The organism is Sphingopyxis sp. EU05-FHT14B03, assembly GCF_058790875.1.
The window spans coordinates 1,583,064-1,599,048 of record NZ_JBYTDC010000001.1 but is presented as its reverse complement, the minus strand read 5'-3'; the positions used below and the strand labels follow the sequence as shown (position 1 = coordinate 1,599,048).

Annotated in this window: 11 protein-coding genes and 1 tRNA gene; 5 read left to right on the top strand and 7 right to left on the bottom strand. The window is 65.8% G+C overall.

What is annotated here, in order from left to right; genetic code table 11:
* Positions 1 to 3: 3 nt before the first annotated feature.
* The 4 genes from AC3WS4_RS07585 to gdhA form a co-directional block, all read right to left on the bottom strand.
* Positions 4 to 1,803 carry a hypothetical protein gene (locus AC3WS4_RS07585; protein WP_492736598.1) on the bottom strand — a complete coding sequence of 600 codons (1,800 nt, stop codon included), beginning with the start codon at positions 1,801 to 1,803 and terminating at the stop codon, positions 4 to 6.
* 183 nt (positions 1,804 to 1,986) lie between these two features.
* Positions 1,987 to 3,924 carry a heme-binding protein gene (locus AC3WS4_RS07580; RefSeq protein WP_492742693.1) on the bottom strand — a complete coding sequence of 646 codons (1,938 nt, stop codon included), beginning with the start codon at positions 3,922 to 3,924 and terminating at the stop codon, positions 1,987 to 1,989.
* A gap of 50 nt (positions 3,925 to 3,974) precedes the next feature.
* Positions 3,975 to 5,462 carry a multiheme c-type cytochrome gene (locus tag AC3WS4_RS07575; protein WP_492735288.1) on the bottom strand — a complete coding sequence of 496 codons (1,488 nt, stop codon included), beginning with the start codon at positions 5,460 to 5,462 and terminating at the stop codon, positions 3,975 to 3,977.
* A 50-nt stretch (positions 5,463 to 5,512) separates the two neighbouring features.
* Positions 5,513 to 6,868 (bottom strand): NADP-specific glutamate dehydrogenase, encoded by a 1,356-nt coding sequence (gene gdhA / locus AC3WS4_RS07570; protein WP_056345060.1) that lies wholly within the window; start codon positions 6,866 to 6,868, stop codon positions 5,513 to 5,515.
* 157 nt (positions 6,869 to 7,025) lie between these two features.
* Between gdhA and AC3WS4_RS07565 the strand changes: the two genes are divergently transcribed.
* Together AC3WS4_RS07565 and AC3WS4_RS07560 are read left to right on the top strand one after the other, a co-directional pair.
* Positions 7,026 to 7,964: a tetratricopeptide repeat protein gene (locus tag AC3WS4_RS07565; protein WP_492735290.1), complete on the top strand. Its 939-nt coding sequence runs from the start codon at positions 7,026 to 7,028 to the stop codon at positions 7,962 to 7,964.
* Between the two features lie 17 nt (positions 7,965 to 7,981).
* Entirely contained in the window at positions 7,982 to 8,635 is a 654-nt protein-coding gene (locus AC3WS4_RS07560) for a hypothetical protein (RefSeq protein ID WP_492742691.1), read from the top strand.
* Here AC3WS4_RS07560 and putA read toward each other — a convergent pair.
* Complete coding sequence (gene putA / locus AC3WS4_RS07555; RefSeq protein ID WP_492735294.1) at positions 8,632 to 11,721, bottom strand: bifunctional proline dehydrogenase/L-glutamate gamma-semialdehyde dehydrogenase PutA; 3,090 nt, start codon at positions 11,719 to 11,721, stop codon at positions 8,632 to 8,634. The genes AC3WS4_RS07560 and putA overlap by 4 nt on opposite strands.
* Before the next feature lie 98 nt (positions 11,722 to 11,819).
* Here putA and AC3WS4_RS07550 point away from each other — a divergent pair, with 98 nt between their 5' ends.
* Entirely contained in the window at positions 11,820 to 12,290 is a 471-nt protein-coding gene (locus AC3WS4_RS07550) for an Lrp/AsnC family transcriptional regulator (RefSeq protein ID WP_492735296.1), read from the top strand.
* On the opposite strand, the gene AC3WS4_RS07545 is transcribed toward AC3WS4_RS07550, so the two are convergent.
* Both AC3WS4_RS07545 and AC3WS4_RS07540 read right to left on the bottom strand, forming a co-directional pair.
* The gene (locus AC3WS4_RS07545) at positions 12,287 to 13,231 is read right to left on the bottom strand and encodes an acyl-CoA dehydrogenase family protein (RefSeq protein WP_492735297.1); all 945 of its coding nucleotides are present in this window, start codon (positions 13,229 to 13,231) and stop codon (positions 12,287 to 12,289) included. The genes AC3WS4_RS07550 and AC3WS4_RS07545 overlap by 4 nt on opposite strands.
* Complete coding sequence (locus AC3WS4_RS07540) at positions 13,231 to 14,388, bottom strand: acyl-CoA dehydrogenase family protein (protein WP_492735299.1); 1,158 nt, start codon at positions 14,386 to 14,388, stop codon at positions 13,231 to 13,233. Before AC3WS4_RS07540 ends, AC3WS4_RS07545 begins: the two co-directional genes overlap by 1 nt.
* A gap of 148 nt (positions 14,389 to 14,536) precedes the next feature.
* On the opposite strand from AC3WS4_RS07540, the gene AC3WS4_RS07535 reads away from it, so the two are divergent.
* Positions 14,537 to 14,610, top strand: a tRNA-Gly gene (locus AC3WS4_RS07535).
* A gap of 165 nt (positions 14,611 to 14,775) precedes the next feature.
* Complete coding sequence (locus AC3WS4_RS07530) at positions 14,776 to 15,984, top strand: tyrosine-type recombinase/integrase (RefSeq protein ID WP_037553241.1); 1,209 nt, start codon at positions 14,776 to 14,778, stop codon at positions 15,982 to 15,984.
* The last annotated feature ends 1 nt before the right edge of the window (position 15,985 follow it).

Below are 15,985 nucleotides of genomic sequence, written 5' to 3'. Positions count from 1 at the left end.
GATCTAGAAACTCACAATCACATTGGCGAGGATCGAGAGATAGGCGTCGTCACCCTCTTTGTTGTCGAACAGGTCTTTGAACCCCTTGCCTGGCAACAGCATCGCGGCGCTGAGGCGTCCGACAATATTCTGCGTCGCCTTGGGTCGCCAGATCCCAGCGACCGAGAGGTCGAAGCCGATATCCTTGGGGATCGTTCCCTCGCTGCGCAGCACTTGCAGGCTGGAGGTGTCGGCGAACCAGAGGTGGTTGAAATTGGTGCTGACGCGCACTTCGGGCGACAGGTCGAAATCGCCGCCGACACCGACGAAGACGGTGCCGGGGTTGTTGAAGTTCGACTGCCCCTCTTCCTTCGACGAGCGCAGCGAATTCAGGATGCCGTTGCGGCCCGAGATCGCGATGACGCGACCGCCGCCGGCGAAGGGGATTGTCTGGCGGATCCAGTAGCTGGTGTCGGCGCCGCCGAAGATCGGATTTTCGAAGATCGCGTCGAAGCCGCCTTCGGTGTTGTTATACGGGTCGCGGTCGCCGGTGGCGTAGAGGCCCGACAGACGGAAGCGCATCCAGTCGTGATCGTAGCTGAGTTCGACCGCACCAAAGCCTGCGCGGATCTTGGCGGGCTTGCTGGTGAAGAAGCTGTTCCGGTCCTCACCCAGCGCGGCGTAGAAGCTCGCGGTCAGGTTGATCCGCCCGATGCGGCCATCGGCGCTGTACCCCAGATAGACGACATCATATTCACGCCCGCGCAGGTCGCCGAGCAGCGCCGGGCGCACCGGGAAACCATTATGGTCGATCTGAACGTCGTTCTTTTCGCGGTTCATATTATAGGTCACGCTGACCTGGCTGGTCAGCCCGACGAACGGGAAATCCTGGCGATAGAGATTGCCGGTGAAGACGAAATCGTCGCGCGGGGTCTGGGTGATGTCGTTGAGGCCGCTGTTGGTGTCCTTCTCCAGCCGCCAGAAGGCCGCGAGATTATATTGGAAGCGGTTGTTGTCGCGGTTGCCGAAAAAGCGGACGCCGAGCTGCGAATCCTGGAACAGGAAGCCGCGAAAATCGCTCTGGAACGGCTGGATACCGACGCGGATCGAGTGGAAGTCAAAGCGGTCGCTGTCGTTGCCGAGATGCTTGTCGACGAACAATTCCTGCACGCCGATGAAATGGTCGAAACGGTGGCTTTTCTTCGATGGGCGCACGTCGAGCACGCGCCGTTCGGGCACGTCGACATAGTTCGCCTGATAGGCCAGCGTGACGCGATATTCGATGTCGGGCGGCTTGAACGCGGTCGACCCCTTGATCAACGCCGCGCCGACAATGAAGGTCTGCGCCGCGACGAAGCTGCGGTTCTTGCCGAACACGTCGAGGCTGCCGGGGCGCGACGTGGTCTGGACGCCGACCGGGATCGGAAAGGTGCGCGGTTCGAACACCGTGTCCGAAATGGCGTTGACGACGAAAAACCAGTCGTCGCCCTTCAGTCCCAGGAATTTTGGCGTCTTGCAGCGCACTTCGCCGGCCCGCGCGCGCAGTTCCTGCTCCTCTTCGGTCGGGATGCAGATCGGCCGGTCGCCCTTGTAGGTGTTCTGGTGATAGGGATCGAACCAGCGTTCCTTGACGACGCCAAGGCTCTCGATCAGTCGCCAGCGATCGGGGACCGGCAGCTGGTTTTCCATGCCCGGAAAAGCCTCGGGCGGTGGCGGGCGCAGCGCCCCGATATTGTCTTGGGTAAGCTGGTCGGGCAAGTCGGGGCGGTATCCCGGACGGCGACGACCGTCGATGATCTGGGTCATCAGATCGTCGCTCATCATCTGCTGCCAGTCGACCGGCGGTGGCGGCGGGGTGAGGTCGTCGAGCGACGGTTCTGCGGTCGGGCTTTCGGTCGTTACGACCGGGGGATCGGCGGGCACCGGTTCGGCCACGTCGCCCGGGGCGCTTTGCGCCGCCAGGCTGGCGATGATCGGCCAAAGGCTGCTTCCCGCGAGGCTCATATCCTATAGCCCATCGCAGACATTTTGCTGCGCCGTGTCGAGGAAGGGCGCGAACGGACAGCCGATATAGCGCAGCCGCACCGAGGCGCCGCCGGCGAGATTGACGATGATGCGGTCCGAGCGGATCGCGGGCGGCGCATTGCCGATGCCGCCGACACGCGCGCCGCCATTATGCGCGCCAAGGAAGCTGATCATGTCATCCTGATCGATGCCGTCGCCCGACACGCCGATGCCGCCGACGAGCTGGTTGCCACGATAGATGGGAACCGAGCCGGGGAAGATCTGGATGCCGTTCTGCAGCCGGTTGGTGCCCGACGGTGTGTCGGGCAGCGTCGTGCAGCGCTGCGGCGTGTCGGTCGCGCTGGCGCCGGTGACGAATCCCAGATGCTGCCCGATATTGCCGATGATCAGCGCCGATTGCAGCCCGGTCGAGAAGGGATTGAACTGCGCGATCGGGCGCGACAGCGGGCCGTTCGGGCGCCCGACCTCGCCATCGGGGAAATAGGGGCGCGACAGATTGCCGTTCGCGCGATCGGAGAAGGCATGGGTGCCGGTCAGCGCCGCCGGATCGTTCAGAAAGCTGCGCGTCGCGGTGACGAACTGGCGCACGTCGGCGCTGGCATTGGCGCTCAAGTCGGCGCCGGCGATCGCGTTCGAGAAAAAGGTCGCGGTGCGCGCCTTCTGCAACGAAACGTCGGTGCCGAAAATCGGCGCGTCGGGCGAGCGAACGATGCCGAGCACCGCGCCATGCGTATCGACGACGCTGACCGACACCTGCGCGCGGCTGTCGAGCGGGCGGCGGATCTGGCCGCGCGCGCGGCTAATGATCGTGAAAGCCTCTTCCATTACCGCGCGCACTTCGGCTTGGGTCAGTGGCGCGCTGTTGCTGGCGGCGTCGGTGGCGGCGCGGACCGGATAGCGGTTGGTGCCGCTGCCGTCGGTGAGCACATAGGCGTCACGGTTGCTGAACTCGGCGGCGGTCGAGGGGCGCATGCCCGATGCCTCGGTGCCATAGACGGTACCCGCGATGATCGCGGCATTGGCATAGCCGATCACCGCGACCAGATTGCCCGCAACGCCGTTGAAGCTCGCGAAACTCGCGCCGGTCGATGATTTCAGGCCGCCATAGGTGGCGTCGGAAAAGCGCAGGGTGGTGCCGTCGACGGTGATCTTGTCGGCGGTGATGCTCGTCGGCGCCTCGAAGCCGCGCGTTCCGGCGAGTGCGATGAACTCCTCGGCATCATTGTCGATGTCGAGCGTGTTGGCGTCGCTGCCGTAAACGCCGTCGCCCATCACCCCGATGCCGCCGACCAGCTTGCCATTCTTGTAGAGCGGCAGGCCGCCGGGGTCGGCCGACAGGCCGAGCGGCGAGCGTTTGGGTCCGATCAGCGCCGCGCCGCCGGGCGCGCCGAAGCGCGCGCTGAGGTCGCTGCACGGCAGCTGGCTGAACTGCACGCCGAACAAAGGCCCGCTTTCGAGACCGACGGTGGTCGGCGCGGGCGGGAAATGTTGCTGGACGATCTGGCTCGCGGTGCGTGACGAAAAGGCGTTGCCCGCGCTCGACAGATAGGCGCCGGTCACCGCCTTCGCGATCGCGCCGGCTTCGGCCGGGACGGTGACATTCTGCGCGTCCATGTTGACGCCATTGGGCGCCGCACCGGTCGTCGCGTTGGCGCGCGCGCCGTTCATGCGGAAAATGCCGAGGACGTTGCCGACGCGGTCGGTCACCGCGATCACCGACGGCAGGCCCTGCGCCTGCGCCTCGGCGATGGCGCCAGCCATCACCGCCTGAACGTCGGCGACGCTCAGCGATTCGCTGCCCGGCTGGGTGAAGACGCTGCCGGTCGGGGTCGGGGTTGGCGTGGGGGTCGGTGTCGGGGTGGGCGTGGGGGTGCCACCACCACCGCCCCCCCCGCACGAGGACAGGAGCAGGGTGGCCATCGCGGCCAAGGCGGTCGAGCGGAAAAGGCGACTATGGTTCGGCATGACGATCAGCGCAGCGCCCGGATGGCGCGCACCGCGCTGCCGAGCGAGGCCTGGAATTCGGCGGGTTTATAGGCATTGGGGTCCTTCACCGCGGCATAGGCGCGATCGATGTCTCCGCGGATTCCGGCGGCGGCACCGACGGTGATCCGCCCCGACGAGACCATCGAATTGAGCAGCGTATCGACCCCCATTACCGCCTGTTGCGATCCCGAATAATCGGTGAGGCGATCATTGATCGCCTTGGCCGAAATCGCGTCGACGAGCGCGAAGGCGTCGGCGCCCGAGAAATTGCGCGAGGCGAAGGCCGATTTGAGCGCCGCGACGGTCTGGCCGAGCTGCGCCGCCGCCGCCTTGGCGCTGTCGCGGTCGATCGTCATCGCGCGGTGGAAGGCGGCGGTGCGCGCCGTAAGCTGGTCGGCGAGGGCGGGGGCGGCGATACGCGCGGCGGCGGCGAGCATGATCAGATTCTCGTCATTATAGGGCGGCATGCCCTCGGGGATGTTGCGGCCGGCATTGTCCATGCTGGTCTTCACCGGCTTGGCCTGGTCATAGATGCGGCGGTGGCAGCTGTGGCAGTCGAGGAAGTAGAATTCGGGGAACATGCCTTCGGTCCCGCGCTTCGACTGGAACAGCTGAAGGCTGCGTTCGAGAGCCGTCGCCTGTCCGATCGCCCACATCTGGACATGGTCGGTGCGCGCGTTCGCGGCGCCGAATTTGCGCCAGCCATAATCGGCGTCTTCCTGGTGATGCGCCTGGAGCGAGGAGAAGAGGTCGAGTTCGAAGCTGATGCGCGGGTGACCGGCCGCCATGATCCGGTGGGTAACGAACTGCCCCTCGCCCGCCGAACCGAAATGGCAGTCGACGCACACGCCCGCGCGCACCACCGGATCCTCGAGCTTTTTCAGGCCCGCCGACAGGTTGGCGAGATGTTTGTCGCGGCTCTCGCGGTCGGGGTCGGCGTTGGTACCGATCCCGGCATAGTGGCTGGCGATCCAGCCGCCGGCGGGGCCGTGGCACGATTCGCAGCCGACGCCGTCCTCGAGCGGCACGGTGCCGCGCTGCGCGCCGCCGGCCGCGTCGATCGCGCCCTTGCTGCTGTGACAGCCGAGGCACGTCGGCGCGGTCGCGGCATCCTTCAGCCCCAGATTGCGCGCGATGAACTGGCTGCGGCTGTTGCTCAGCACAGCCCAGGCGCGGCTGTGCGCGCCGCCGGGGGTCGAGGGTTCCTGCCATTTCATCAGCTCGTCCTGGCGGACGACGGCGCCGTCACCCTCCATCCGTCCGTGACAGGTCGATCCGGCGCACGAGGCGACCCCGGTATAGCGCCCGCCGGCCTCGCCCTGCGAGCGGGCGGGCGGGGCGGCGATGACGGCCGCGACGGCGAGCGCCGTCAGCAACAGCACGAGCGCGGCAAAGGCCGCGAGTCCGGGCCGGACGACGGCGAACGCCGCCGAAGGCCGATCGCGGCGCTCCTTTCCAGCGTGCGTCGTCATCGCAGAACCCCTTGTTACCCGAACCGGACGTTTACGTCCTGGCCCGAAACTCAAACCACCCCGAACGCCAGCATCGCATCGGCGACTTTCTTGAAGCCGGCGATATTGGCACCCTTCACATAATCGATATAACCGTCGCCCTGGTCGCCATGGGTCAGGCAGCTTTTGTGGATGCCGTCCATGATGTCCTTGAGCATCTGCTGCAGCTCACCCTCGCTCCAGCTGCGACGACCGCTGTTCTGGCTCATTTCGAGACCCGACACCGCGACGCCGCCGGCATTGGCCGCCTTGCCCGGCGCGAACATGATTTTGGCATGTTTGAACGCATGCACGCCTTCGAGGTTGGTCGGCATGTTGGCGCCTTCGCTGACCGCGATGCAGCCATTCTTCACCAGCTCCTTGGCATCGTCGCCGAGCAGCTCGTTCTGCGTCGCGCAGGGCAGCGCGACATCGCACTTGACCCCCCACGGCGTCTTGCCCGCGGTGAAGCTCGCGCCCTTGAACTCGGTGCAATAATCCTCGATCCGGCCGCGACGGTGCGTCTTGTGCGCTTTCACCCAGTCGATCTTTTCCTGCGTGATGCCGTCGGGATCGTGGATGAAGCCGCCCGAATCGGACAGCGTCAGTACCTTGCCGCCCAGCTGGACGATCTTTTCGGCGGCGTGGGTCGCGACATTGCCCGATCCCGAGATCACCGCCGTCTTGCCGACAAGGTCTTGCCCCTTGGCCGCGAGCATGTTGGCGAGGAAATAGACCGCGCCATAACCCGTCGCTTCGGTGCGGATCAGCGAGCCGCCCCATTCGAGGCCCTTGCCGGTGAGCACCCCGGTGAATTCGTTGGTGATGCGCTTATACTGGCCGAACATGAAGCCGATCTCGCGCCCGCCAACGCCGATGTCGCCCGCAGGCACGTCGATGTCGGCGCCGATGTGACGGTACAGCTCGGTCATGAAGCTCTGGCAGAAGCGCATGATCTCACGCACGCTCTTGCCCTTGGGGTTGAAGTTCGACCCGCCCTTGCCACCGCCCATCGGCAGCCCGGTCAGTGCGTTCTTGAACGTCTGTTCGAAGGCGAGGAATTTGAGCACCGATTCGGTGACCGAGGGGTGGAAACGGATGCCGCCCTTGTACGGACCGATGGCGTTGTTGTTCTGGACCCGCCAGCCACGCTGGACGCGGATATTGCCGTTATCGTCTTCCCAGCAGACGCGGAAGGACACGACCCGGTCGGGTTCGGCAATGCGCCGCAATATCTGCTGCGCGTGATATTCTTCCTTGTCCTTGATGAAGTCGAAGATGTCCTCGGCGACTTCCTGAACCGCCTGGACGAACTCCAGCTGGCCCGGGTTGCGCTTCGACACACCCTCCATGAACGTCTTGAAATCGACGTGATCTGTAACTGCCATGCACCCCTCCCCTGTTGGCTGGGAAAATCGGTGCGACCCCTTTACGATTTTGTCGTTGACCGACCTCGCCCTTCAAAGGCTACACCATCGTCCGGCAAAGGCAAGTCGCGAGCGCGCATCGCGCCGATTTTTTCGCACGCGCACAAGAGGGGCAAAAATGAGCGAGAGCAAGAAGATGGCGGGTGGTATGACGCGGGCTAACGGCGCAATCCTGATCGCGGCCGTCCTGCTGCTGGCGGGGGCGATCGGCCACGCGATCTGGCGCGATTCGGCGCCCGGAAGCGACGGTGCGGCGGCACAGCCGACCGCGGCGCCGTCGGACCTGCTCGCCGCACTCGAGGCGCGAACGCGCAGCGAACCGAACAGCGCCGACGCGTGGATGCAACTCGGCGCGGCGCGATTCGACCTCGGCAATTTCGGCGGCGCGGCAACAGCTTATGAAAAGGCGGTAGGGCTTTCGCCCGAATCGGCGGGGCTGTGGTCGGCGCTCGGCGAGGCGCGGGTGATGGCGAGCCAGAGCGACCCTATGCCTCCGGCGGCTTTGCGGGCGTTCGACAAGGCGATCGCGCTCGACCCCAGGGACCCGCGCGCGCGCTATTTCCGCGCGGTGAAAAAGGACGTAGGCGGCGATCACCAAGGCGCGATCGCCGACTGGTTCGCGCTGCTCGAGGACACGCCGCAGGGCGCGCCGTGGGAAGCCGACCTGCGCCGAACGATCGAACAGGTCGGCGCGATCCACAAGATCGAGGTCGCCGGCCGGCTCGCGAAAACGCAGGCGCGGCCGTTGACCCCCAATGAAATTCCGGTTGCGGCGCGCGCCATTCCGGGGCCAAGTCGGTCCGACATGGAGGCGGCGTCACAGCTGCCCAAGGGCCAGCAGGACGCGATGATCCAGGGCATGGTCGACGGGCTGGAGACGAAGTTGAAGGCCAATCCCGCCGACGTCGACCGCTGGATCATGCTGATGCGCAGCCGTATGACGCTGGGCGAGACGGCGAAAGCGGCGCAGGCCTTGAAGGATGGTATCGCAGCCAATCCGGGCGCGGCGGGACGATTGAAGGCGCAGGCGCAGATGCTTGGCGTGCCAGGGGCTTGAGGGGGATGGGGCCGATGATGAAATGGGCTTTGGTGGCGGGTACGATGATGGTGCCGGGTGCCGCAGAGGCGGCCGACGTGACCTTCACGGTCCATGACGTCACGCTGACCGCGACGATTCCGGCGGGCTATTGCGTGCCGGTGAACAAGGACAAGTTGATCGCCGATACACTGGCGACGGGCGACAAGGAAAATATCACGCTTGCGACGCTGATCCGCTGCGACAAGGCCGGGCGTGCTGAGGGACCGGGCAATGACTATATGCTGATCAAGACGCCCCAGAACGCGCTGGCGACGCGCATTCCGCGCGCCGAGCTGCTCACCGCGCTCGGCGCCGAATTCGGCAAGGCCGAATGGCAATCGGGCGCGACGGGCAAGGCGGCGACCGCCGACGCCGCCAAGGGTCTTTCGGACGCGTTCAGCACGCCGTTCGATATCCAGGGCGATATCGCACCGCGCGGCACCGACGGCGATTGCGCCTATCTGGGCGGCACGTTGAACGTCAACGGCGGCGGGGTCAGCTATCCGATCATCCTTGGCGGCTGCATCACCAGCGCCGCGAATAAGGTCGTCGCGGTCTATACCTATGACGATCCCGGCAAGGGCGGCGGCGTCGCGGGCAAGATGCGCGCCGCGCGCAACGTCGCGATGTCGATCAAGGCGGCGCCCTAGCCTGCCATCAGCGCCGCATTGCCGCCCGCGGCGGTGATGTCGGTCGAGATCGATTTTTCCTCGGCGAAGCGGAACAGATAGTGGGGGCCGCCGGCCTTGGGCCCCGTGCCCGACAGGCCGCGGCCGCCGAACGGTTGCGAGCCGACGATCGCGCCTATCTGGTTGCGGTTCACATAGACATTGCCCACCGCCGCGCGCGCCGCGACGTGCGCCGCGACGCCGTCGATGCGGGTATGGATGCCCAAGGTCAAACCATAGCCCGAGGCGTTGATCGCATCGATCAGCGCGTCGAGCTCGCCGCCCTTCCATGTCGCGACATGCAGCACGGGGCCGAAGATTTCGCGCTTCAGGTCGGTGACATGGTCGAGGCGGATCAACGCGGGGCGGACGAAATGGCCGCCGGGGGGCAGGTCACCGCCCGCCTCGGCGATCACGCGGCCCTCAGTTCGCGCCTCGGCCACATAAGTCGCGATATTGGCCTGCGCTTCCTCGTCGATGATCGGGCCGGTGTCGGTCGCGAGCAGCGCGGGATCGCCGACGTCGAGTTCGGCCATCGCGCCTGCGACCATCTCGATCATCGTATCGGCGACATCCTCCTGCACGCAGAGCAGGCGCAGCGCCGAACAGCGCTGGCCCGCCGACTGGAAGGCCGACGCGACGGCGTCGCGCGTGACCTGTTCGGGGAGCGCGGTCGAATCGACGATCATCGCGTTGGCGCCGCCGGTCTCGGCGATCAGCGTCGCGATCGGGCCGTCGCGCATCGCAAGGCTGCGGTTGATCAGGCGCGCGACCTCGGTCGAGCCGGTGAAGGCGACCCCAATGACGTCGTCATGTCCCGTCACCGCCGCGCCGACGGTCTCGCCGCGGCCGGGGAGAAAATGGAGAATTTCGGCGGGAATGCCCGCTTCGTGGAGCAGTTCGACCGCGGCGTGCGCGATCAGCGGGGTCTGTTCGGCGGGCTTCGCGAGGACGGCATTGCCCGCGGCGAGCGCCGCCGACACCTGGCCGAGGAAGATCGCGAGCGGGAAATTCCACGGGCTGATGCACGCGAAAATGCCCTTGCCCTCGAGCATCAGCTCGTTGCGTTCGCCGGTCGGGCCGGGGAGCGGCAGCGGGTGGGTGAAATGCGCGCGCGTCTGGCCCGCATAATAGCGCAGGAAATCGACCGCCTCGCGGACCTCGGCGACCGCGTCGACGAGCGTCTTGCCGGCTTCGTCGATCGCGAGGCCGAGGAACAGCGCGTCGCGCTCCTCGAGCAGGTCGGCGGCGCGTTCGAGCCGCTCGGCGCGGAAGGCGCCGCCGGCGAGACTCCAATGCTCCTGCACCTGACGCGATGCGGCGACGGCGGTATCGACCGCCGCGGCGTCGGCCTCGACCACCGAGCCGATGACGACGCCGGTCGCGGGGTTGTGGACGGGCTCGGACTTGCCGTCGAGGCTGCGGCCCGCGACGATCGGGGCGGCAACCGGGTTCGCGCGGCGCGCCTGGGCGATCGCCGCCATCAGCGCTTCGGGCACGCCGGGCTCGCCGAGGTCGTAGCCGCGCGAATTGCGGCGCTCGGGGTCGAGCAGGGTGCGGCCGGTCGCGATCGTCGAGGGCTTGCTCGCGATGCTGCGCGGATCGACCGCAAGCTGTTCGGCGGTCACGTCGGGGTCCGAGAATTGGTGGACGAAGCTGGAGTTCGCGCCATTTTCGAGCAGGCGGCGGACGAGATAGGCGAGCAGGTCGCGGTGGGTGCCGACGGGGGCATAGACGCGCACCGGGCGCGGCGGCGGGAAGAGGCCGACGATGGCGTCATGCGCGCCCTCGCCCATGCCGTGGAGCCGCTGCAGTTCGTAATCGGCGCCTGTGAACAGCTCGGCAACGAAGGCGAGCGTCATTGCATTATGGCTGGCAAAGGCGGGGAAGATCGCGTCCTGCGCCTCGCGCAATATCTGCGCGCAATGCATGTAATTGAGGTCGGTGTGATTTTTCGCGGTGAAGACGGGGAAGTCGGCGAGGCCCATCGTCTGTGCGCGCTTGATCTCGGTATCCCAATAGGCGCCTTTCACCAGCCGCATCGACAGTTTAACCCCGCGCGTACGCGCCTTTGCCGCGACCCAGCGGATCACCTCGGGCGCGCGCTTCTGATAGGCCTGGATCACGATGCCGAGTCCGGTCCAGTCATCGGCCAATCCCGCGTCGATCAGCGCGCCAAACACATCCATATGCGGTTCGAGCCGGTCGCTTTCCTCGGCATCGATCATCAGCGGAATATTCACCGCGCGCGCGGCGCGGACGAGGGTGATGACGCGCGGAATGAGTTCCTCGCGGACGCGCGCGCCTTGCAGATATTCATAGCGCGGGTGGAGCGCCGAAAGCTTGATCGAAATACCATGATTGGCGTGCGGGTCGCCCGCCTTGGCATTCTTGCCGATGCGCGTGATGGCATTCGCATAGCTGTCGTAATAGCGTTGCGCATCCTCGGCGGTGCGGGCGGCCTCGCCGAGCATGTCGAAGCTGGCTAGCTCCGATTTCTCCTTGTCGGCGCGCTTGACCGCGGCGTCGATCGTCTCGCCCATCACGAACTGCTGGCCGAGCATCTTCATCGCCGCGAGCGACGCCTGGCGGATCACCGGCTCGCCCGAGCGTCGGATCATCGATTTGAGTAGCGCGAGCGGGTTCGCCTTGCTGCCCATCGCGCCGAGCATCAGCGTCGCCGAACCGAGCGAAAGCCCGCGCGCCGACAGCGCGACGATCAGCGGGCTGTCTTCGTTGTCCCCCTCGTTCCAGTGCCGGCCGGCGATCTTGTCGCGGATCAACGCGTTGGCGGTCGCGCTGTCGGGCACGCGCAGCAACGCCTCGGCAAGACACATCAGCACGACGCCTTCCTCGGTCGACAGGCGATAGCGGTTCATCAGCTGGGCGACGAGCGTCTCGCGCTCGCCCTCGGCCTTCGCCTTGCGGATCAGCGCCAGCCCGCGCGCGGTGGTCGCCTCGACGGTGGCGGGCGATCGGGCGAGGTCGGCGCGCAGGTCGGCGACGATATCGGTTTCGGGGCGGCGGGCGAGGGCGCGGATGGCGGCGCGGTCGGTGGGCTGGGTCATGGCGACTTCATAGCAGATTGGATGAAGTCGATTCGACTTCATTTAGCTCACATTATATATGTTTTGACCAAATATTGGTATCAGCGTAGTCTGATTACATGAAAAATACCGCATCCTTGGTCGATCTGGACGAGTTCGACCGCAAGATTCTGGCCATTCTCGGCCGCGACGGGCGGATCACCTACACCGACCTCGCGGCGCAGGTGGGGCTGTCGAAGACGCCCTGCCAGGCGCGCGTCAAGCGGCTGGTCGACAGCGGGCTGATCACCGGCTTTCGCGCGATAGTCGATCCCGCCAAGGTCGGTCTCGACCATGTCGCCTTTACCGAGGTCAAATTGTCCGACACGCGCGAGGATGCGCTGCGCCGGTTCAATACGGCGGTGCGGCAAATCCCCGAGGTCGAGGAATGCCACATGATCGCGAGCAGCTTCGACTATCTGCTCAAGGTCCGCACCCCCGACATCCGCCGCTATCGCATCGTGCTGGGCGAGAAGATTTCGAGCCTGCCGCATGTCGCGAGCACCTCGACCTTCGTCGCGATGGAGACGATCCTCGAATCGGCGCGCTAGGCGAAAGCCTCGCGCACATAGTCGACCGACCGGCCGGCATCGCCCAGCCGCGCGGCGCCGAGCAGGCGGTTCCAATAGGTCTCCGACCCGTCGGCGAGGCGCCATTCGTGGAGGCGGCGGGTGAAGAGCTGGAGGTCGTGCTCCTCGCTGATCCCGATCGCGCCATGTACCGCATGCGCGGTGGCAGCGACGCGCGCGGCGGCGCGGCTCGCGACCGACTTGGCGGTGGCGGCGGCCACGAGCGGCGGCGGGAAGGTGCCCGCGCAGCCGAGCTGCGACGCGACGCGCGCGGCGACCATTTCCTCGGCCATCACCGCCATCTGCTGCTGCAACGCTTGCTGGCGGCCGATCGGCTTGCCGAACTGGACGCGCTCATTGGCATAGGTAGCGGTCATCGCGGTGAGCCGCTCGGCGGCGCCGGCGATCAGCGCCGCGCGTAGGATCGCAGCGAGGCCACGAAGGCCGCCTTCGGGCGCGGGCACGACCGGCGCGGGCAGCGCGCCGAGATCGAACCGCGCGGCGAGGCTCGCGGGTACGCCGGTTGCTTCGCCCTTCGCTTCGATCAGATGGAGACCATCACCGGTTTCGACCAGAAGATGCGCCGCGACCAGTCCGCATGGCACGACGACGGCCGCACCTTCGGCGACCGCCAGCGCGACCGGAGCTTCGGGCGCATCGGCGAGCAGCGCCCGCGCGATCATCGTTTCGCCGACCGGCAATGGTACCGCATGGCGGCCGAGCGCCATCCACAGCGGCTGCACCTCGGAAAGTGGCAGGCCTGAGCCGCCGCGCTCCTCGGGCACCAGCGCATCGAGGAAGCCCGACTCGGCGAAGGCTCTCCACATCGCGTCGATGCTGCTGCCCTGTTCGATCGCGCGCACCGCGGCGGGGTGCGCGATATCCTCGAGCATCCGCTCGAACGGTTCGAGAAATTCGCTCATCAGCGTAGCCCCATTCCGCGCGCGATGATCCCGCGCAACACCTCGCGCGTGCCGCCGCGCAGCGAGAAGCTGGGCGCCACGTGCGTGACAAACATCAAAGTACGATAGAGTTCGGCATCGACCGCTTCCTCGGGATGCGCGGCGAGATCGTCGCCGATCGCCACCGGCAGTTCCTGTTCGAACGCGGTGCCGAGGTCCTTGACCAAAGACGCCTCGGTCACCGGGCTTTCGCCCAGCGCCAGCCGCGCGGTGCAGGCGATCGACATCGCGCGCAAGGTTGCGAGGCGCGCGGTGAAGTCGCCGACGAGCGCCAGCGTCGCCGCATCGTCGCGCTTCATGCCGCGCAGATGCGCGATCCATGCGTCGAGCAGCACGACGCTCGAATAGATGCGCTCGGGCCCGCTGCGTTCGAACGCAAGTTCGGCGGTGACCTGCTTCCATCCCTCACCCTCATGGCCGATCAACGCATCGGCGGGAAGGTCGACATTGTCGAAGAAAACCTCGGCGAAATGGGCGTCGCCGGCAAGGTCGGTGATCGGGCGGACAGTGACGCCGGGTGCCTTGAGGTCGATGATCAGCTGCGACAGGCCGGCGTGGCGATCCTCGCTGGTGCCCGAGGTGCGGAGCAGTGCGATCATATAATCGCCGTGCATCGCATTGGTGGTCCAGATCTTCTGCCCGTTGACGCGCCAGCCGCTTTTGGTGCGGTCGGCGCGGGTGCGGACGCTCGCAAGGTCGGACCCCGACCCCGGCTCGCTCATCCCGATGCAGAAAACGAGTTCGCCGCGGCAGATGCGCGGGATGTAGAAGCCGCGCTGCGCCTCGCTGCCATAGTTGAGGATCAGCGGCGCGCTCTGGCGGTCGGCGATCCAATGCGCCGCGACGGGGGCGCCCGCCGACAACAGCTCCTCGACGACGACGAAGCGCGCGAAGGGGCCGCGCTCCTGCCCGCCATAGGCCTTGGGCAAAGTAAGACCGAGGAAACCCGCCGCGCCGAGGCGGCGGCTGAACGCGGGATCGAAGCCCGACCATGAGCGCGCACGGACATCGGCGGAGGCCTGCGCCGCCGCCGCATCGGCGAGCGCGCGGATCGCCGGGCGCAGCGCCTCGTCCGCGGTGGGCAGGCTGGCGAGGGTGAGCGTATCGAACACCGGCATCCTTCCATCTTCTTGTCGGTGGAATGCCGCCTATTGCCCGCGCGGCGATGCCACAACCCGTTTTTCCGTCAGCACCGTCCTCGCATCCGATATTGACCGGCGGCGCGGATGGCGGCAAAGGCCGGACGTCGGCACGCGTCGATGGCGCGCGGGTGTAGCTCAATGGTAGAGCTTTTGCTTCCCAAGCAAGTGACGAGGGTTCGATTCCCTTCACCCGCTCCATCTTGCTGCCCACGCGCAGCCGCTGATGGTTGAAAAATCTCCGAAAATCCGCTAGTTTTTGAGCATTCACTGGCTTCCGGTGATTGTCCATGATCGCACGTAGTTGAACGATTCGGGGGCATATCCGGGGGCCTTTCCAAAGCCCCTGATTTGCGAGGCCCCCAAATGGCGCTCACCGACACCGCGATCCGCAAAGCGAAGCCAAAAGATAAGCCCTATAAGGTCTCGGATTCGGGCGGCCTTTATCTTTTGGTCAATCCGATCGGCAGCAAGCTTTGGCGCGTTAAATATCGCCTTCATGGAGTGGAGCGTAAACTGGCGCTCGGCGCTTATCCTGCAATTACGCTCGCCGAAGCGCGAGCGGCGAGAGATGATGCGAAGAAGCAGCTCGCCCATGCGGTCGATCCCAATACTGCCAAGCGACAGGCTCGAATCGCTGCAAGTATCAGCGCGGGCAACAGCTTCTCGGCGGTGGCCGAAGAGCTGATCGCGAAGCGCGAGAAGGAAGGTGTCGCAGCCGCAACACTCGAAAAGCATCGCTGGCTTTTGCGTCTGCTAGGCGCGGAGTTTGGGCGGCGGCCGGTGGCCGACATCACGCCTGCGGAGTTACTCCACGAGTTGAAGAAGCAGGAACGGCGGGGGCGTTTAGAAACCGCCAAGCAGGTCCGGTCTTTCGCGAGCCGCGTTTTCCGCTACGCCGCCGCTACGGCGAGAGCCGAACGCGATCCCGCACAGATGTTGCTTGGCGCGCTAATCCAACCGACCGTCAAACATTTTGCGTCGATCACTGACCCAATAGAGTTTGGCGCCCTACTCCGTGCGATTGACGGATATGTGGGTGATCCAGCGGTGATGCATGCACTCAAGCTGACCCCGCATGTCTTTCAGAGGCCCGGCGAACTGCGCCAGATGGAATGGACAGAAATCGACTTCGCGATGGCGGTTTGGACGCTGCCGGCTGCCAAGATGAAAATGCGCCAACCGCACGCTGTGCCATTATCGCGCCAAGCACTCGCGATTCTGGAAAGTATGCGAGGCCTTTCTGGCAACGGGAAGTATGTTTTTCCGTCGGTACGGACACGGGCACGACCGATCAGCGACAATACAATCAATGCGGCTCTTCGTCGTCTTGGCTACTCCAAAGAGCAGATGACAGCCCACGGGTTCCGCACATCTGCATCATCGCTTTTGAACGAGTGCGGTAAATGGAATCCGGATGCCATCGAACGGGCACTCGCCCACATGGTCGCGGGCAGCATCCGGCGCATATACAATCAGTCAGCCTATTGGACCGAGCGCGTAGAAATGGCCCAGTGGTGGAGTGATTATTTGTGTCAGCTCCGTGATGGAGGCAATGTAGCCATCCCTCGCTAGG